Source organism: Imperialibacter sp. (assembly GCF_040222815.1).
Taxonomy (GTDB): Bacteria; Bacteroidota; Bacteroidia; order Cytophagales; family Cyclobacteriaceae; genus Imperialibacter.
The window spans coordinates 99,285-118,012 of sequence record NZ_JAVKCH010000057.1; the positions used below are offsets into that span (position 1 = coordinate 99,285).

Here is an 18,728-nt window from a genome sequence, read left to right on the forward strand (position 1 = left end):
ACAAAAACACGAAGATGACTATTTCTTCCACGTTTTCATAAGGTTGTCATTCACTTGTCGTACCTCCTGCCAGGCCCATATTTCCTTTGGCTCTGTTGACTGGTAAGCGTGGCGGTAAAAAGAAACGATAGTGTTTTCCAGCAACTCCGGAGCAATGGATGATGAGTAGAACCGCCTGTTAAAAGGGTGATCAAAACGTCTTTCTTTGTCTTTGATCGAAGAGCCAAGGCGAAGAATAGGCCCGGTGTCTGTCACATCCACACCTGTCCACTTTTCACCGGAAGTTTCCAAACCATTCAGCTTTTCTATAAGCAGCTGAAAGTTAATCCTGGGGTAAGGGTGTCGGCGGTAAGCGTCTACCCATGTGGTGTATTTATACTCCAACTCATACTGGTTTCCCGGGTAAATGGTGAGTACCATATCTGCCTGCACCGACTGCCCAAAAAGAGCGTAATAATGAAGGGTCTTTGGAGCATGAACTACAAGAAGCCGTATGTCTTCATAGAACTCCACACTGCCCTGGCTGGCCAATAGCGATAAGTGTTGGCTTGCCTGCTGATATTCCTCTTCCCAGTCGGCTCGAAACACCTCCGGGTCATTCAAAACCTTTTCAAACGCTGACAAAAAGAAGATGTACTTTTCAACACATGCCTCCTCTTCCAGATAAGCTTTTCCGAAAGGGGCATAAAACTTTCTCTTTTCTACGCTATTCAGCCATGCCACAAGTTTCAGCGCCTGATCAGCAAGCTCCGCATTTTCGGGCAATTCCCTAAAATCACCCAGTAAAGCCATTGCCTTTAACAACTGCTGGTGCATTAGCGCCAGTTTCGGGTTCAGCAGCGACCAAATGCCAATAAACCCATCGACATCAAAGTGGTTATTGGTGACAAACCTCGCTTCAACTGGGACGGCGCCTTTTACCACAGCATTGATAGCAATGGCAGCACTGGTGTCCTCGGCCAGTTCAGCAGGAGGGCCTGCTCCCCTCCAGTGGCTCAAATTGAGCCTATTTGGAAGGAAGCAGTCTACTCCAATCACCAGCTGATGGTCAAGTTTTTTGGCTCCAGCAAATGGAATGAACTCCATTAAAACCTCACAGATAAAGCCGCCAGAAAGTTCCGGGTGGCCTGGGGGTAATAGTAATTTTCCCTCACTTCATAAGAACCCCCGAAGTACCCGAAGGTATATCCATTGGAAGAGTACAGCGTGCTGAATACATTGTTCACCAGCAAGCTGACGCCTATCCTGTCTACCCAGGCCGGTTTCCACTCATAGGTAAAGCGAAGGTCATTCACAAAGTAAGGATCGATAGACCGGGACTCCATCTGTGTGTTGTCCATGTATTGGCGGCCAACATACTTGGTAAGCAGCCCTGCTTCAAACGCCGTGATCGGACGGTAGAAAAGCTGAGAGCCGGCAACGACATTGGGAGAGAAAGAGATGTCAGTGTCTTTATAAACATTTCTGATCTCGTTGTATTCGTCAAAGTTGGTCCCGTAGTCGTAAAGCACTTCTGTGAACTCCTTGATCTTGTTTCTACTTAGCGTCAGATTGGCATTCCAGGTTAGCTGGTTGGTTAGCTGTAAAGAGCCCTGTAGTTCGATACCTGCCCTGTAGCTGTCCGCCACGTTGGTACGCACTGACGAGCCAACATCATTTACTTCACCAGTCAGCACTAGTTGATTCTTATAGTCCATCAGGTAAAAGTTAGCGCCTGCCGAGTAGCGCTTACCGGCCGTTTTGTAACCGGCTTCCCAGTTGCCCAGCATTTCAGGCGACGGCACGTTTCCGCCAGGAGCATCGATGAAGTCGCTTCGAATAGGCTCTCTGTGCGCCACACTGTAGGAGGCGTAAAGCTGGGAAGTCCCTTCAAGAGCATAAGTAAGACCCGCCTTTGGATTAAAAAAGAAAAAATTCTCGTCCACATCAATAGCCGCCTGGTCGCTGTCAACCCCTTCAGTAGTGTAGCCAATCGTGCGGATTTGCAGATCACCGTAGGCATTAAGCCTGTCGGTAAGTTGATAGTTGGCTTTCAGGTAGCTATTGAAGTCTTTCTTCAGTGCGTTGCTTTCGTAATACCTGTCTCTGATTTCGGAATTGCTTGCATACCGGGCCCATATGATCTCGCCAAAGTGATCTCCATCGTAGACGTTGAGGCCGCCGCCCAGCGTCGTCTGCCATTTTTCGCCACTGTAGTTGATGCTATAGGTAAAGCCGTAGAAATCATTGTCGAGCCAGCGACGACGAATCAAATCTGTGCTCTCAATAGTGGTGTTTTCTATCACAATCGGATTAAGCCCGTAGTCTGAAAAGTCGTCGCCCTCCCGGTACTGCTCATAGTAGCCCCGGCCATAAGTGTAATGCAATGCACCGTTAACCGACCACTCTTTACTAAGCTGATGCGTAAGATGAAGCTGGTAGTGGTCTTGCTGGTAGTTATCAACCTCATTGTCGTACTGATAGTAGTTAAAAGTGCGGCCTGAGTTGAGCAAGTTGTCTGCCTGAGCCTGCGAATACCCGTTGTTGGCGATCACTTCCTGCATACCTTCTTCGTCGTTGTTGAGTCTCGCTTCGGGTGTACCCCACCACGACTGGTAGGTTCCTTCTTTGCCTCCAAAAACCAGCGCTTTCACAATGGTTTTCTTGCCGTAATACCCTCCGGAAAGAAAGTAAGATTGTAAATCTGACGACGCCCTGTCGATATAACCGTCGGAAGCAATTTTTGACAGCCTGCCTTCAAACGACCAGTGATCCTTGATCAAGCCGGTGTTGTACACAATGTTGTGTTTTCTTGTGCCGAACGATCCAAATGAGTTGTTGATTTCACCAAAACCTTCGGTAGAAGGCATGGAAGTTTGGAGGTTGATGGTGGCACCAAACGCCCCTGCTCCATTGGTGGAAGCACCCACGCCCCGCTGGATCTGAATATTGTTGGTAGATGACGCCAGATCGGGCGTATTGACCCAGAAGGTACCATGCGACTCCGAGTCGTTCAGCGGAACCCCGTTGATAGTCACATTGATCCGGGTAGCGTCGCTCCCTCTTATCCGAATGCCTGTGTAACCAACTCCAGCTCCTGCATCGGACGTTGTCACCACCGATGGCGACCAGTTGACCAACATAGGCATGTCCTGTCCGAGGTTTTGCGCCTTGATCTCCTTGTTGGAAATGGTGGAAAATGTCATCGGCGTTTTCTCATTGGCCCGTGTTGAGGACACAATGATGCCTTCATCAAGCAGCAAGTCTTTGGAAAGGCCAAAGTTCATGACTTCCTCTGTACCAACTGAAATTGCTTTCTCGACCGTTTCATACCCTACAAAAGACACTTTGATGGTCACCTGCCCTTTAGACAGCCCTGTCAGGTAGTAGTTACCCAAATTATTGGTAGAAACTCCTTTTCCACTCCCCACAATGACCACATTAGCCCCGGGCAGGGCCTCATTCGTTTCTGCGTCTGTCACTTTGCCTGAAAGCGACTGCGCACTTGCGTTCGCCGTGGCGAACACAGCCGTTAGTGCCAGCCATAAGCTGACGCCCAACATTTTTTTGTTAAACATGTACTTTAAATTTTTCGGTTAAACATCAGTGGCATCAAGGGGTTTCTGCCACCTTAACGTTTCACCTCCTTTCCCTTGCGCCGGCATTACCCGGATCAGGTTCAAAGGGTATAATCTCAGCCCGAACTTATCCCGCCAGCTGGCGGGTAGGGCACCCCTGGTAAAATTACGCTGCTAAGGTAAGGAAGAATTTTGTTAGGAATCAAATCGGTGGATTCGGCAGCCTGGAAAAGGAGCCAATTTCAAGCTGTCAGCGAGGTTACTTTTGCAATGGCTAATTGGAGTCTTTCTTCCTCATTCCCACTGACTAACGTATAGGGCAGTCCTTCTTTCTCGAGGTAGGTTTGGTAAATGTCAAAAAAATATTCACGCATATGCGGATGTTCCCTTTGCGGATCCTCCACCCAGGGCATGTCAATGTCCGTCAGCAGAAAATAATCGTATTGTATCTGATCAACCTGCTCTTCAATCCAGGGGTCACATCGGCCATAACTGTGTTCACTCCACACTTTCACAACGATAAGTGTTGTGTCGCAAAACAAAAACCTGTTGGCGCTTCGAAACAACTGCTCCTCTTTCTCTTTCTGACCTTTTGCAATAGCCAGCAAATCACTTTCCTCGTACGGTCGATTAATGTCGATAAGGTATTGCCTGGCAAACTCGGGTACCCACTGTGTGTGGAAATGTGTCGCCAGCTGCTGGCTCAAAGTTGACTTGCCAGTCGATTCGGGGCCGATGATGGCGATCCTTTTGGTCATACAGCCTCCTTCTTTTGCTGCTTCACATCATTTATCCAGGCGACAAGTCCCACCACGGCAATTATTGTGAAAATGAAAAACTGAAAGCTGGCCAGCAATAGCCCTTTGTAGAAGTAAAGTGGCACGGAAATTAGGTCGCCGAGAATCCAGGCGATCCAGTTCTCTACTTTCTTTTTTGCCATGAGCCACATGCCCACAATGAAAATGGCCGTGGTCAGTGAGTCCCAAAGTGGTACATCGCTATCGGTATGTTGGGTAAGAATGTAGTACCAGAAAACAAATGACCCAATCAGGAAAAAGGCAGTGATTACATTTTCGTTTCGGCTGTTGTAGCTCACCGGAAGTGCTTCTTCCCCAGGGTTCTTTTTGCTCCAGAGAATCCACCCATACACACTCATGGCGGTATAATAAACGTTGATGGCCATGTCGGCATAAAGCTTGGCTGGAAAACAGATGTAGACAAAAATGATTGTACTTACGATTCCTGTAGGGAAAACCAAAATGTCTCTCTTCATGGAGTACCACACGCTCAAAAGCCCGAAGAACACAGCTATTGCTTCCAACCAGGTCATTTGTTGCACGCCACTCTTCAATCCTTCCAGAAACCATTCCATGCCCAAATATTCTTTCGTTAAAATTAATTTCGAACTAACCGTTCCGAATAATCTTTAATATCTTTAATTTTGCCCCGCAAATAATATCACGTAAATTATTATTTGCAAATGGCCCTCAATAACTCCAAGTTCAAGTACGAAGCACTCACTTACGACGACGTACTGCTACTCCCAGCGTATTCTGAAGTACTTCCACGCCAGACAGATACTTCGACGCAACTTACCAGAAATATCAGACTTAATGTGCCTCTGGTGTCTGCTGCCATGGACACGGTCACCGAATATTCTCTTGCCATTGCTATGGCTTTAGAAGGTGGCCTTGGTTTCATTCACAAAAACATGTCGATAGAGGCCCAGGCCGAGCAGGTGCGAAAGGTGAAGCGCTCTCAAAGCGGTATGATCCTCGACCCCATCACACTTGATGTAAACTCGACAGTAGGCGACGCAGTAGCCATCATGCGGGAGTTTAAAATTGGAGGTATTCCGGTCATTGACGGAGATCGAAAACTGGTCGGCATCATTACCAACCGGGATTTGCGTTTCCAGAAAAAAATGAACGTGCCGGTAAAGGACGTAATGACCACAGGTAAGTTAATAACTGCAGATGTGGGCATCGACCTTGCGCAGGCTGAGGATATTTTACAGGAGTTTAAAATTGAGAAGCTTCCCATCGTCGATAAAGCTGGTAGGCTGAGTGGCCTAATCACCTATAAAGACATTTTAAAGAAAAAGGATCGGCCTTATGCATGTAAGGATGAGTTTGGCAGACTTAGAGTGGGTGCTGCGGTAGGCGTTACCGAAGACATTTTGGATAGGGTCGATTTACTGATAAAAGCTGGCGTAGACGTGATCAGTATTGACACCGCTCATGGTCACTCCAAAGGAGTTATTGACACCGCCAAAAGGGTGAAGAAGGCCTATCCCGACCTCGACATGATCGTCGGAAACATTGCTACTGGCGAGGCGGCCAAAGCGCTTGTTGATGCAGGTGCCGACGCTGTGAAGGTAGGCGTTGGCCCGGGCAGTATCTGCACCACCAGAATCATAGCTGGCGTGGGTGTACCTCAGCTATCAGCAGTTGTTGAGTCCGCAGAGGCTATCAAGGGCAGCGGGGTGCCAGTCATTGCCGACGGTGGCGTCCGCTTCTCTGGTGACCTGGTGAAGGCCATTGCAGGTGGTGCCAGCAGCATCATGATCGGGTCGCTACTGGCTGGGACAGAAGAGGCACCCGGGGAGATCATTATTTACGAAGGAAGAAAATTCAAGACATACCGGGGCATGGGCTCAGTGGAAGCTATGGAAAGTGGTTCGAAAGACCGTTACTTCCAGGATGCTGAGGACGATGTGAAGAAACTGGTGCCGGAAGGCATTGTAGGCCGGGTTCCTTTCAAGGGACTGGTGTCGGAAGTTCTATACCAACTCGTTGGCGGCCTGAAAGCGGGCATGGGCTATTGTGGTGCTGCTGGCATCGAAGACTTGCAGAAAGCCCATTTTGTGAAAATTACTGCCGCTGGTGTGCGTGAAAGTCATCCGCATGATATTGCCGTCACCAGAGAGGCTCCCAATTATTCGTCGAGATAATAATTATCACCATAGCATAATAAAAGCTGTCTTTGGGCAGCTTTTATATTTTTACAGTAATTAGTGATTTATTTAAATTGCCCTGTCAAACAGGTGTAACACTATTGGATGTTGTCGAACAAAAGCATCGTCAGACTTAGCATAGCCTTCGGAATTATATTCTGGACGTTGCTGCTATTGACCAACCTGTCGATCCTTTTCGATCAGAAGAACAACGCCTCATTGGGCATCCCCCAGTTTTTACCGCACGCTTTTCTCATTCTTTTTATCTTGTCTGTTGGCGTTTATTATCGCTACAGCATTGGCAAGGCAGAGAGCATCAATTTCATCGATCTGTTGTGGCGGGTATTTGTAACGGGGCTCCTTACTACCATCGTTTCACTGTCGATCAAGTTCTTTTTCTATGTTTTTGGAGGCTCTATGCTCACCAAGAATATCCTGCTGATAAACTTCTTTTATCTGGTCAACCTGGGACTAATCCTGGCGTTTTTGATTTCCACCTTTATCGTTTGGAAAAGGCTGATCCTTTATCAAAAATCAAAAAAACTACTCCGCACCTGGCAGTTCTTTGAATATTTTCTTTTTCTAAGTCTAGCCTTTGAGTTTTCCGGATACAAGTTATTCGACGTTCCGTTTAACACTGTAATTCTCTTGCTAGTTGGCATTGGGCTGATCTTGTCTGTCAATTTGAAATGGGTCGCCTATCTCAATTTCAAGCAAAAGTGGAAAAGCATCCTGTTTCTGCTGCTGGTCATCATTTATCTGTGGTACTTCTTCATGAGCTTGGTTGGATATTCCAACGAGTCCGTGCTCATTACCGACCTGCTGAATAATGTTTTTGTACTGGCTGTCTTCGCCTTCATCTTCATTTATTCAGTTTTTTCAGTCCTTGTCATCCTGTTTAACCTTCCCACGTCATCTGTTTTTGAGAGCAAGCTTGAAGAGGTGATAAATTTCCAGCGGCTGAGCCAGACCATCCCAACCGGACAAAAGGAAGAGCAAGTCTTCGAAATACTGCTTGATAGTGCTGTAAGCGCTGTGTTTGCCGACGCTGCCTGGCTAGAAGTGACTGATGCCAAAGCTGGCAAGCAGGAGTTGCTGGTAAGAAACCTCAACCCAGACCTCATTGATAAAATAAAGGAGGCGGCTCAAAACAGCACGCTCAAACGCATCCTCAATTCCGAACTTGAACGGAACCCTACCAGTCAAAAGCTAACTGCTACGCTGAAAAAAGTGCCCTTCAAGTCAATACTGGTTTATCCGATCATTGTTAAAAACGAGCAAATAGGGACACTTGCCTTGCTAAAAGAGGTCGATGACTCCTTCAACAAGGAAATGATCGACATCATTAACACCTATGTGAATCAGGCGAGCATTTCGATTGAAAACTTTCGCCTGTTAAACGAGGCCCTGGAAAACGAACGGTACAAGGAAGAGCTGAAAATTGCCTCCCGGGTTCAAAAAAGCCTTTTACCTCAAACGCTGGATAAAAACCACGACTATAACATCACGGCATTTTCTATGGCTGCCGATGAAGTAGGGGGCGATTATTACGACACCTTTCGCATCAACGACAATAAAGTAGCCCTTATCATAGCCGACGTTTCCGGCAAAGGCACGTCAGCCGCCTTCCATATGAGCCAGATGAAGGGGATTTTCCACAGCCTTGCCCAGCTCGACCTGGAGCCGAAGGAGTTTATGGTACAAGCCAACAGTGCATTAAGCAGGTGCCTTGAAAAAACCTCGTTTATTACTGCTTCCTATTTCATTATTGATACAAAAAGTAAAATCGTCAGGTTCACCAGAGCAGGGCACTGCCCAACTTTATATCTGGATGGCCGTACAAGGGAGACCAGCTTCTTCAAGAATAAGGGTCTGGGGTTGGGGATATTACGAAACTCTTCCTTCGAAGACTATGTTCAGGTTAATGAGTTCTACTATAAGCCGGAGGATGTGTTTGTGTTATACACCGACGGTATTACGGAAGCCACTAATCAGAACCAGGAGGAATTTGGCTACGATCGCCTCCGCACCTCTCTACTTAAGCATGCTAACCTATCGCCCGACAAAATAAAGGACGGGATCATTGATGATTTATACGATTTCTGTGGAAAACGATCGTTGGACGATGATTATACCATGCTCATCGTAAAGTTCACTGGGCATGAAAACGTTAAAAGTGTTGAATCCGTAAAAACTAAAAAATGATTGAAATCTCTACAGCAGAAGACAAAGAGTATGTGTGCATTAGCGTTGGAGGCGAAGTGGATGCAAGTTCATCTATTCAGCTCGATGCAACCATCCAGAACGCTGTATCTGATGGCTTCAAAAAAATAATGATCGACTGCTCTGGGCTTAACTATATTTCTTCTGCAGGACTGGGAGTATTTATGTCGTACATACAAGAACTGGAAATAAAGGAAATTAACATGGTTATTTTCGGCTTGCAGGACAAGGTTTTCCATGTTTTTCAAATTTTGGGTCTCGATCAGCTTTTAAAAATTGTTGATGACGAAAAGTCCGCTAAGGGTTTATTAAATGTTATATAATTATAAGGCATCGTGCAGTACTGATAAACTTCAGGAGATTCGTCAATTCGTTGACGATTTGCTGAGGCAGCATGGCCTTTCCGATGTGGAAAGTCACAAGGTTGTGCTTGCTGTGGACGAGGTGTGCGCTAACCTTATCATTCATTCCCATGGGTGCGATGCCAACGAGTCGATTGAAATTTCGGTCGAATTCAAAGCAGATAAAACGACAGTATTCGAAATAAAAGACCACGGTGAGGCATTCAACATGGCTCAGTACAAAGAGCCCTCGCTGTCAGATATTATCAGAACCAAGAAAAAAGGAGGGATTGGCCTGATGCTCGTTAACCGGATCATGGATAAAATCGAATTCTACCAGTCCAATGGTTACAATGTTTGTAGACTCACGAAGGATTTTAACAAATAGTCAAAACACCTCGAACAGAATAATGAAGCCCAAGGGAGTCCTTTTTGCCTTTTTCCTTTTTTCATTTGGTCTATCCAATCCGTTACTCTCCCAGAAAGATGATCACCTATTTCAGATTGGTGACGAAACCTTTTCGACAGACGAGTTTCTTTATGCCTTCAACAAAAACCGGCAGGCTACTTCCGGGTCTTTCACAGAGAAAGAACTCAACGACTACTTCAAGCTCTATGTCAATTTCCGGCTCAAAGTAAAGGAGGCTAAAGCACTGGGCTATAACCAAAAGCCCGCCTTCTTGCAGGAAATGGCTGGCTATAAAAAACAATTGGCAAAACCTTACCTGACCGAAAACCTCATTAACGAGGAGCTGGTCAGAGAAGCTTACAGCCGCACCCTGGAGGAGGTGGAGGCTTCCCATATCCTCATAGAAATTCCAGCGAATGCCTCACCTGAAGATACCCTCAAAGCCTATAACCGCCTTCTTGACATCAAAAAGAGGGTGAGCCTCGGAGAATCATTTGCCACCCTGGCCAAACAATATTCGCAAGATCCGTCGGCTACGCAAAACAATGGCTATTTGGGTTATTTTGGAGCCTTCCAAATGGTGTACCCCTTCGAAAATGCGGCCTTTAAAACAGCACCCGGAAAAGTATCTGACCCGTTCAAAACATCGTTCGGTTACCACGTTGTGTATGTCCATTCAAGGCGAAAAGCCCTGGGTTCTATTAAACTCGCCCATATATTCTTCAAAATAAATGCCGATTCAACATTGGCGTACACCAGGGCTAAGGAGGTAAAAGCAAAACTCGACAAAGGTGAAGACTGGAACACCTTGGTAGCACAATACAGCGACGAAGCCTCCAACAAAAGCAAAGGTGGAGAACTACCCTGGCTAACCTTCAGGCAGCTACCAGCATCATTTTATACGGCGGCAAGTGGTTTGAACAAGCCCGGCGACATTTCCGAGCCTCTCAAGGCACAAAATGGGTGGCATATTATCAAACTGGTGGAGAGAAAGCCAGTACCACCCTTGGAAGAAGTGAGGGCAATGATCGAATCACGCATTTCGGGCGACGACCGTGCCTCCAGCAGAAATGATCAAACTGTTGATAGTTTGATCAGTCGCCTAAACGTGAAGATTTTTGTTGAGCCGAAAGAAGCCGTCTTCTCACTGCTGGATGGCAGGCTCACTGAGGGCAATTGGTCTTACGATGCCGGAGGCTCTGAATTGAAAAAAGTTTTGCTTAGCGCTGCCGACACCCAATTGACAACTGAAGATTTCTTTAGGTATGTGGAGATAAACCAAAAGAAGAGCAGCCACCTAACGGCTCAAAAATATGCTGCTGAGCTTTGGGATGATTTCTTACTCGAGAAACTAGAAGGCATCGAGCTCCAGCAACTATATGCCACTAACTCCGCTTACAGGTTTTTGTACAATGAGTACTTTGATGGCACTCTGCTGTTTGAGGTCATGAATGAAAAGGTGTGGCAGATGGCTAACACCGATACAGTGGGCTTGAACAACTTTTTCTCAGAGCACAGGGATGACTATGTATGGAATGAACGGGCAGAGGTGTTAGCCATTGAAGGTGAAAATAAAGCGCTGGAAACCCTGATTGACTCTTCCATCGATACATTGTTTCTTTTAAGAAAATACACGGTTGGCACCGCCACAGAATGGGGAGCGACAAAGACAGGCCTTGCAGAGGTATTCAATTCGATTGACTCCCTAGGCCTATATATTTATACAAACGAAAAAACCATTCAGGAAATAAAGACAGCATTTCCAGATGTGGTGTCAAGAGTCGGCTTTATCGAAGATGAAATCAACTCCTGGCAAATTGAATTGCTCACCCAATCAAAAAGTGTGTTAGAAAAATATTTCAATGGCCCGGATACGCTATCTTTGAAGGTTTCAAATACTCTACTTGAGAAAGACAACAATCTGGTTCCCAAAGAATACTGGAAGGCGGGGATTCATTTCGTCAACGACGGCGCCTTCTCGAGGATAATGTATATAAGGAATATACAGCAGCCTACCCGAAAAGATCTGGTAGAGGTCAAAGGCAAGGTGGTTTCAGATTACCAGGAATTTCTGGAAACCACGTGGCTAAATGAGCTGAAGGCAAAGTACCCGGTAAAGGTGAACGCCAGGGCTTGGAAAAATGTAGTAAAACAACTTAATGAAAAGTAAATACCTTCCTTTTATTCTCTTCGTTTCTCTACTGCATAGCTGCGAGTTCATAAAGCTAAAATCAGGAGAAGAAGCCAATGTTCAGGAAATTCCGGTAGCACGTGTGTTTGACACTTACCTCTATAAAGCGGACCTCACGGGAATTGCTCCTGAAAATTTATCTCCTGAAGACAGTGTCAAGCTTGTTGAGAAGTACGTTGATGGTTGGATAAAAAAACAACTCATGATTGCCAAGGCGTCTTCGAAGATAGAATTCAACGAAGCAGAAATCGAACGCAAAGTGCTTGACTATAAATATGCCCTCATGGTGCATGAGTTTGAAAAATATGAGATCAGCAGGCGCCTTAGCAAGGAGGTTTCTGAGCAGGAAATACAAACCTATTACGATGATAAGTTTGAGAACTTTCTGCTGAAGCAGAATATTATCAAGTGCCTCTTTGTCAAAATTCCCAAGGAGGCCCCACGAATTTCACGAATCCGGGGTCTGTTAAGAAGTTACCCCGACTCCGACATGGAAGAAATCAAGTCATATTGCTTCAGGTTTGCAATATCCTCCTCACTTGAGGACAACGCCTGGCTCAACTTTGATGAGGTGGTGAAAAGCACGCCGCTTGCCACCATTCCCAACAAAGTTCAGTTTTTGCGGGATAATTCTTTCGTCGAGTCGTCGGATGACAAATTTATTTACTTCATAAAACTGCTTGAATACAAAATCTCTGATCAGGTTTCTCCGTTGGAGTTTATCAGAGAAGACATAGTTAATATTATTCTTAATAAGCGTAAAATTGAGCTCGCTAAGAAACTGGAAGAAGAGATCATAAACGAGGCGCAACAAAACGATGAATTTGAAATTTACAGGAACTAGAATATTCGCACTTTCACTGGCTTTGACTGCGGTGGCATCCCTGAAAGTAATGGGACAACAAACCATGGTATTGGATGAGATCATCGCTAAGGTCGATAACTATATCATATTAAGGTCGGACATGGAAAAATCCTACCTGGAAATGCTATCGAGAAACGATATAACAGGTATCACCAGATGCGACGCTTTGGAAACACTGGTTATCAATAAAATGCTTGTAGCCAAAGCAGAAATCGACTCTGTGATGGTGGAAGATGGAGATGTGGAAAGTAATTTGGATCGCAGACTGCAATTCTTCATCAATCAGGTTGGCTCAGAGGAAAGGCTCGAAGAATTCTACGGGAAAACCATAGATCAGTTCAAAGACGAACTTCGTGAGAGCGTAAAGGAGCAGATGGTTGTGGAAAAAATGCAGGGAACCATCACCAAAGATTTGACCGTGACACCAGCAGAAGTGAAGAAGTTCTTCAAAACCATTCCGGTCGACTCGTTGCCTTTCTTCTCAACCGAAGTAACTATTGGGCAAATCGTAAAAATTCCTGAGCCTGGGGAAGTGGAAAAAGAAAAGATTCGCACGCAATTAATTTCGATCAGAAATAAAATCCTTGCCGGCGAAAGCATGGCCACACTTGCCCAGCAGTATTCTATGGATCCAAGTGTGAGGAGAAACAATGGTGAGCTCGGATTCTTCAGACGGGGAGACTTGGCACCGGAGTTTGAAGCCACTGCGCTTAGCATGCAGCCGGGAGAGATTTCTATGCCAGTTGAAACCGACTTTGGGTTTCATATCATACAACTTGTAGAAAGAAGGGGAAACACCTACAACAGTCGGCACATCCTGATGATTCCTGTGCCCTCTCCTGCTGACATTAAAGCCTCCCGGGACTACCTGGACAGCCTAAAAACGCAAATTGAGGCAAAGACAATAACGTTTGAAAAGGCAGCGAAAGAATATAGTGATGACAAGGCGACAGCTTCCGACGGCGGTTTTCTGCTTGATGGTACCGGAGCTCCGAGAGTTTCCGTTGAAGAAATCGACCCAGTGCTTTTCTTTACTTTAGACACGATGAAGGTTGGCAACATTACTGCACCCATTGACTACAGGCTAGATGACGGGACTCAGGCTTTGAGACTGATCTACTACAAAGACAAGGTTTCGCCCCACCAGGCAAACCTGGAGCAAGATTTCCAGAAGATTTATCAGGCTACACTAAGCGCCAAAAAAAATAAGATTCTATCTGAGTGGTTTCGTAAAGCACAGGGAGATGTGTACATTGACGTTGATCCAGAATTCGACTTCTGCAATCTTTTAAAAGAGAATTACTGATAAACAATGGTTCAGTTTAAAAACGACAAAGAGGCCGCTGATGCTTTTCACCAGTCATATCTACAGTTAACAAAAGAAGTTTCGAAAGTAATAGTTGGTCAGGACAAGGTCGTTAAGCTATTAATTTCGTCTATTTTCTGTCAAGGGCATTCTCTTCTGGTAGGAGTGCCTGGCCTGGCTAAAACCCTGCTTATTCACACAATGGCGTCGGCGCTGCATTTGAAGTTTAACAGGATACAGTTTACTCCTGACTTAATGCCCTCCGACATTCTGGGAGCTGAAACACTTGATAAGGAACGAAACTTCAAATTCATATTCGGCCCCATTTTCGCTAACATCATTCTGGCCGACGAGATAAACAGAACCCCTCCAAAGACTCAGTCTGCGTTGTTAGAGGCGATGCAGGAATACTCAGTAACCATTGGCGGTAAAAACCACCCTCTTGAAAAGCCTTTCTTCGTTTTGGCGACGCAAAACCCCATCGAACAAGAAGGCACCTACCCACTGCCTGAAGCGCAGCTGGATCGGTTTATGTTCAATATCAACCTTGACTACCCCACGCTGGCCTCCGAAATTGAGATTGTGAAGAACACTACTTCGGAGCGGGTACAGTCTGTAGATCAAGTGATGACTGCGGATGAGATCAAATACTATCAGCAGCTAGTGAGAAGAGTTCCTGTGGCAGATAATGTGATCGAGTACGCAGTGAAGCTGGTTCATAAAACCAGACCGAACGACGGTGGAGATGAACTTGCCAAGCAGTACCTCGAGTGGGGGGCAGGCCCCAGGGCATCGCAGTTCCTTGTGCTTGGCGCCAAATGCAATGCTCTTATGAACGGTAAGTATTCTCCAGACATCGAAGATGTCCAATCCGTGGCGGAGCCTATCCTCAGACACAGAATAGTGCGTAACTTCAAAGCAGAATCGGAGGGAATAACCGAAGAGCAGATTATCACCCGGCTCCTTTAGAGCTAGTTAGAAATGTAGAGGAATGTGCCATCCGACACAGCCCTGTATTCCACCAAGGGATATTTTGCTGGCCCAGCAGTAGGATAGCCGTCAAGGTCGAAGGTCGATTTGCAGCAAAGGTCTTCCAAGTAAAAACCAGAGCTATTCATATTTACCACTTCACATTCTTTATCTGGCCCGTAGGTACAGATTCGATCCCATACCCTATACTCTGATTGAGATTGCCGGTAAACAATCAGACCTTTGTTTCCGCCCGATAAGTACACAAAGCCTCCAACCTGCCGAAGTGATTGATATTGAATATTGGACAGGTTGATTTCGATGTTAACAATTTTTGGAGGGATATTAGGGCCAGTGTTCGATTCACTGCATTGAGCAAAAATCAACGCCACTGCTAAAACTCCAAAGACACTAGCCAGCCTGCTCAAAGAATGGAGGAAAATTGTTTCAAGAAGCGAACATCATTTTCAGTAAAGAGGCGCAGGTCTCTCACCTGATATTTCAACAAGGCCATTCTCTCTATCCCCATTCCAAACGCAAAGCCCGTATATTTCTCTGAGTCAATGCCACAGTTCTCCAGTACATTTGGGTCAACCATTCCAGAGCCAGCTATCTCCACCCATCCTGTATACTTGCATATGTTACAGCCTTCTCCATTGCAAATAAGACAGGAGATGTCAATCTCTGCACTGGGCTCCGTGAAGGGAAAATAGGAGGGCCGGAACCTTATTTTGACGTCCTTATGGAACATTTCCTTGGCGAAATGATAGAGCGTGTCTTTCAGGTCCGCAAAGCTCACTCCTTCATCAATGTAAAGACCTTCTACCTGGTGAAAAATGCAGTGAGCTCGTGCGGTAATGGCTTCATTCCTAAAAACTCTTCCCGGCATAATAGCCCTGAAAGGTGGCTTGCCGCTCTCCATCAAGCGCACCTGCACAGAGGAAGTATGAGTCCTTAGCAATACATCAGGATCTTTCTCTATGAAAAACGTATCCTGCATTTCCCTTGCAGGATGGTTTTCAGGAAAGTTAAGTGCAGTGAAGTTATACCAATCAGTTTCTATCTCAGGTCCATCGGCTACCGAAAACCCTATTCGTTCGAAAATCTCTATGATTCTTGCTCTGAGGGCGGTCAAAGGGTGAATACCTCCTATTTGGTCAGTTGCGGCCGGAAGTGTTAAATCCTTTGTTTCTGTGGTTGCCTCTCTACTCTCTTCCAGTCCAGACGCCAGCTCCTTGAAACGATCCTGTACCAGCATTTTCAGTTGATTGAGAGCAGCTCCATAATCTTTCTTTTGAGCTGGCGGGACATCCTTGAAGGCATCGAACAAATCTGTAAGAACGCTCTTTCTGCTGACAAACTTCATCCTGAAAGATTCAAGATCAGTCTCCTTCTCAGCAACAAACTTCCGCACCTCCTCCTTTAACTCTTCAATTCGCTCAATCATGAAAGAAATTTTTTACAAAAGTAAGCAACTCGCCCCTTAATCAAAATGCTAGTTGCAGCCGACCAAGAGCCAAACTAAAGCCGTATGTTTTTCGAGCTATATATTCTATGAAACTCTTCGTAAACACTTCTTATTCCTTGTTCCAAAGTAATAGTTGGCTTGAAACCCATCGCCGAGAGACGGGATGTGTCCATGAGCTTTCTTGGTGTCCCATCGGGCTTTGATGTGTCGAACTTTAAGGTTCCCTGAAAGCCAACAATATCTTTTATTAACAGCCCCAGGTCTTTTATGCTAATATCCTCTCCCCAACCGATATTCAAAAATGACGGATTCTTTGAATGTGGCTTGGCATCGAATTTATCCATCAGATAAATACACGCTTCAGCCATGTCGTCGACATGAAGAAACTCCCTTTTGGGAGAACCGGTACCCCACACCTCCACCTCACTGGCGCCACTTATCTTTGCATCATGAAATTTTCTAATGAGCGCAGGCAGCACGTGCGAATTTTTCAGATCATAATTGTCGTTCGGTCCATATAGGTTGGTAGGCATTACCGATACAAAATTACAACCGTATTGATCTCTGTAGGCCTCACACATTTTGATGCCAGCAATCTTAGCTATCGCATAGGGTTCGTTTGTCTCTTCCAACAAGCCTGTGAGCAAATAGTCTTCTTTAAGCGGCTGTGGGGCAAGTTTCGGGTAAATACAAGAAGAGCCAAGGAACATCAATTTAGTCGATTGATATTTCCAGGCCGAGTGAATGACATTGTTCTGAATCATCAGGTTGTCATGTAGAAATTCTGCCCGATAAGTGTTGTTGGCATTGATTCCTCCGACCTTAGCAGCGGCCAGAAAGACATAATCTGGTTTTTCAGCCTCGAACAGGCTTTCCACATCAGTTTGGCGACGCAAATCACATTCCGACGAAGCTTTCAATACAAGATTCGAGAAACCACGCTTCTGCAAACCCCTTAAAATAGCAGAGCCGACCATTCCCCTATGGCCGGCAATAAACACTTTTGATTCTTTATGCACTTGCTAGAACATTTTAAAGACCATTCTAATAGGCATTTTCCCTATTGAATACTATTGAATAAACAGTCAAAACTATGATTTTCAAGTCAAGAATAAAAGACCAATTCTGAAGATAGAACCTGTCCAGTTTCACCCGTGAGCTCATTTGATGGAACTTTTGTATCTCGCCTCTATACCCCATAGCCTGAGCCAGCCCAGTGATACCAGGCTTCGAGGCATGACGCTGAGTGAATTTGTGCACTCGGTTTTGATAAGACTCGTTTAGCGGAATTGGGTGGGGTCTTGGCCCAACTATCGACATATTACCTATGAGGACATTTAAGAACTGTGGGATTTCATCAAGGCTTGTCCTTCTGAGGAACGTGCCAACTCTTGTAATTCTTGGATCGTTTCTCGATGCCCATTTGGTGTCTGCCACATTGTTGATCACCATCGTCCTGAACTTGTAGCATACAAATGGTGAATTTCCCTTGCCATGACGAAGTTGCCTGAAAAAGACCGGGCCTGAGGACTCAAGCTTAATCAGTAGCCCAAGTATCGGATATAGCCAGCTTAGCACAAAAACCACAACAAACAGCGAAAAGACAATGTCAAAAGTTCTTTTTACAACACGATTCAAGATGCCATCCAGGGGCAGGTCGTTAATATCGACTATTGAGATGTCATCAAACCTGGTAAGGGAGTAGGTCTTAAAAAGTTCGGTGTTGAACTGTGGAATTAACTTAACCTTTTTCAGTTGTGCATCGGCTACATTAACGATTTGGCTGAGAGCAAACCGGTTAACGCTTTCACTTACATAGATAAACTCAGTATCATCAATACCATTTCTGATAAAGTCGTCAATCCCACCAAGAATGGGAATACCATCTCTTTGAGAGAGCCCCGAATATGCATCATCATAAAATCCGACGCACCGTATTCCGTACTCAGGCTTTCTCTTAAACAAATTATAAAGTCGCACTCCTTGCTGGTCGAAGCCAATAATAATGGCGCTTCTAACGTTGCCTCCAAACTTCCGATATTTATTAAGCGTTATGTGAACTAGCACTCTATAGAAGCCGACCGCAACAAATAGCTGAATGAAAATAAGAACTAAAAATTCCCGGCTCAGCTCGTATGCTTCAAACAAAACCCAGAAGAACGATATTAGTGAGAGAGAAATGAAGAGCGTAAAAAAAGCTCGCTTCAGCGTCACATAATAGTTTGTAGATCGGCCAATTTTAAAGTCCTCCGCCACAACAGAAACAGAGAGCCATATGCCCAGGTAAAACCCAAAAGCCCAACGGTACACTGGCGCAAGCTCAAGGTTGTTATTAATAATGTAATAGGAAAGCAGGAACGGAATGGATATTATAACGAGCTCTCCAAATATGAAAAGTGCTGGAAATAGTTTGTAAAACCTTTTAGGCATTTCAAAATGCGTT

At 45.4% G+C, this 18,728-nt stretch carries 16 protein-coding genes and 1 riboswitch; of the genes, 8 read left to right on the top strand and 8 right to left on the bottom strand.

Going from position 1 to position 18,728, the window contains the following annotated elements; all coding sequences use genetic code 11:
• Positions 1 to 18 precede the first annotated feature (18 nt).
• The 4 genes from RIF36_RS26550 to pnuC form a co-directional block, all read right to left on the bottom strand.
• Positions 19 to 1,086: a DUF6687 family protein gene (locus RIF36_RS26550; protein ID WP_350127906.1), complete on the bottom strand. Its 1,068-nt coding sequence runs from the start codon at positions 1,084 to 1,086 to the stop codon at positions 19 to 21.
• Complete coding sequence (locus RIF36_RS26555; protein ID WP_350072969.1) at positions 1,086 to 3,557, bottom strand: TonB-dependent receptor; 2,472 nt, start codon at positions 3,555 to 3,557, stop codon at positions 1,086 to 1,088. Before RIF36_RS26555 ends, RIF36_RS26550 begins: the two co-directional genes overlap by 1 nt.
• A gap of 53 nt (positions 3,558 to 3,610) precedes the next feature.
• Positions 3,611 to 3,726, bottom strand: a riboswitch (TPP riboswitch).
• Between the two features lie 73 nt (positions 3,727 to 3,799).
• Positions 3,800 to 4,315, bottom strand: coding sequence for an AAA family ATPase (locus RIF36_RS26560; RefSeq protein WP_350072968.1), 516 nt, complete (start codon positions 4,313 to 4,315; stop codon positions 3,800 to 3,802).
• Entirely contained in the window at positions 4,312 to 4,929 is a 618-nt protein-coding gene (gene pnuC / locus RIF36_RS26565) for a nicotinamide riboside transporter PnuC (RefSeq protein WP_350072966.1), read from the bottom strand. The genes RIF36_RS26560 and pnuC overlap by 4 nt, the downstream gene beginning before the upstream one ends.
• Positions 4,930 to 5,037: 108 nt before the next feature.
• On the opposite strand from pnuC, the gene guaB reads away from it, so the two are divergent.
• The 8 genes from guaB (at position 5,038) to RIF36_RS26605 (ending at position 14,817) form a co-directional block, all read left to right on the top strand.
• Entirely contained in the window at positions 5,038 to 6,510 is a 1,473-nt protein-coding gene (gene guaB, locus RIF36_RS26570) for an IMP dehydrogenase (protein WP_350072965.1), read from the top strand.
• Between the two features lie 108 nt (positions 6,511 to 6,618).
• Complete coding sequence (locus tag RIF36_RS26575; protein ID WP_350072963.1) at positions 6,619 to 8,718, top strand: GAF domain-containing SpoIIE family protein phosphatase; 2,100 nt, start codon at positions 6,619 to 6,621, stop codon at positions 8,716 to 8,718.
• Positions 8,715 to 9,059 (top strand): STAS domain-containing protein, encoded by a 345-nt coding sequence (locus RIF36_RS26580; RefSeq protein ID WP_151997747.1) that lies wholly within the window; start codon positions 8,715 to 8,717, stop codon positions 9,057 to 9,059. Before RIF36_RS26575 ends, RIF36_RS26580 begins: the two co-directional genes overlap by 4 nt.
• On the top strand, positions 9,049 to 9,465 hold the full coding sequence (locus RIF36_RS26585) for an ATP-binding protein (protein ID WP_151997748.1): 417 nt from the start codon (positions 9,049 to 9,051) through the stop codon (positions 9,463 to 9,465). Before RIF36_RS26580 ends, RIF36_RS26585 begins: the two co-directional genes overlap by 11 nt.
• Before the next feature lie 22 nt (positions 9,466 to 9,487).
• Complete coding sequence (locus tag RIF36_RS26590; RefSeq protein ID WP_350072960.1) at positions 9,488 to 11,656, top strand: peptidylprolyl isomerase; 2,169 nt, start codon at positions 9,488 to 9,490, stop codon at positions 11,654 to 11,656.
• Positions 11,646 to 12,521 carry a peptidyl-prolyl cis-trans isomerase gene (locus RIF36_RS26595; protein ID WP_226940407.1) on the top strand — a complete coding sequence of 292 codons (876 nt, stop codon included), beginning with the start codon at positions 11,646 to 11,648 and terminating at the stop codon, positions 12,519 to 12,521. The genes RIF36_RS26590 and RIF36_RS26595 overlap by 11 nt, the downstream gene beginning before the upstream one ends.
• Complete coding sequence (locus RIF36_RS26600; RefSeq protein WP_350072958.1) at positions 12,496 to 13,848, top strand: peptidylprolyl isomerase; 1,353 nt, start codon at positions 12,496 to 12,498, stop codon at positions 13,846 to 13,848. The genes RIF36_RS26595 and RIF36_RS26600 overlap by 26 nt, the downstream gene beginning before the upstream one ends.
• Positions 13,849 to 13,854: 6 nt before the next feature.
• Positions 13,855 to 14,817, top strand: a complete 963-nt coding sequence (locus tag RIF36_RS26605) for an AAA family ATPase (protein WP_350096614.1) — start codon at positions 13,855 to 13,857, stop codon at positions 14,815 to 14,817.
• A gap of 2 nt (positions 14,818 to 14,819) precedes the next feature.
• Here RIF36_RS26605 and RIF36_RS26610 read toward each other — a convergent pair whose 3' ends face one another.
• The 4 genes from RIF36_RS26610 to RIF36_RS26625 form a co-directional block, all read right to left on the bottom strand.
• Positions 14,820 to 15,245, bottom strand: a complete 426-nt coding sequence (locus tag RIF36_RS26610; RefSeq protein ID WP_350127909.1) for a hypothetical protein — start codon at positions 15,243 to 15,245, stop codon at positions 14,820 to 14,822.
• A complete protein-coding gene (gene pheS, locus RIF36_RS26615) occupies positions 15,242 to 16,264 on the bottom strand; it encodes a phenylalanine--tRNA ligase subunit alpha (RefSeq protein ID WP_350127912.1) in 1,023 nt (340 codons plus the stop codon). Before pheS ends, RIF36_RS26610 begins: the two co-directional genes overlap by 4 nt.
• Positions 16,265 to 16,338: 74 nt before the next feature.
• Positions 16,339 to 17,304, bottom strand: a complete 966-nt coding sequence (locus RIF36_RS26620) for a GDP-L-fucose synthase family protein (RefSeq protein WP_151997753.1) — start codon at positions 17,302 to 17,304, stop codon at positions 16,339 to 16,341.
• Between the two features lie 25 nt (positions 17,305 to 17,329).
• Positions 17,330 to 18,715, bottom strand: coding sequence for an exopolysaccharide biosynthesis polyprenyl glycosylphosphotransferase (locus tag RIF36_RS26625; RefSeq protein ID WP_350127916.1), 1,386 nt, complete (start codon positions 18,713 to 18,715; stop codon positions 17,330 to 17,332).
• Positions 18,716 to 18,728 lie beyond the last annotated feature (13 nt).